The organism is Brevibacterium sp. VCM10 (assembly GCF_000583215.1).
In the GTDB taxonomy this organism is placed as follows: domain Bacteria; phylum Actinomycetota; class Actinomycetes; order Actinomycetales; family Brevibacteriaceae; genus Brevibacterium; species Brevibacterium linens.
On the sequence record NZ_JAJB01000098.1, the window covers coordinates 1 to 639 of the forward strand.

Below are 639 nucleotides of genomic sequence, written 5' to 3' on the forward strand. Positions count from 1 at the left end.
GGTCTCGACGAGTTCGGCGGTGGTCTGCTGCTGTCCGAGTGCGCCGATGCCCTGGCCCGAACCCCAGATGTCCTTCCATGCCTTCGAGTCCGATCCCGAAGACGAGCTGAAGTCCATCTTCGTGGGATCGGCGTCGGGCAGATTGTCCGGGTCGAGGCCCGAGGCGACGATGGATCCGCGCAGGTAGTTGCCCTTCACCCCGGTGAAGTAGTTCGAGTACACGACGTCATCGGCGCCGGATTCGACGATCATCTGACGGTAGTCGTCGACGACGTTCGCCTCGGGTGTCGACAGGAACGCCGAGCCGACATAGGCGAAGTCGGCACCGGCGGCCAGAGCCGCAAGGATCGAACGGCCGTGGGCGATGGCGCCCGACAGCAGCAGGGGGCCGTCGAACCATGAGCGGATCTCCTGGACCAGCGCGAACGGCGACTGGGCCCCGGCATGCCCGCCGGCACCGGCGGCCACGGCGATGACGCCGTCGGCGCCCTTCTCGACGGCCTTGTTGGCGAAGCGGTTGTTGATGACGTCGTGGAGGACGATGCCGCCGTAGGAATGGACGGCCTCGTTGACCTCCTCACGGGCACCGAGCGAGGTGATGACGATCGGCACCTGGTGGCGGACCACCTCGGCGAGGTC

General features: G+C 67.0%; 1 protein-coding gene. It reads right to left on the reverse strand.

The annotated features are described in order from the left end of the window. On the reverse strand, nt 1-639 hold a 639-nt coding region (locus AD89_RS0117325), incomplete at both ends, for an NAD(P)H-dependent flavin oxidoreductase (protein ID WP_025780878.1).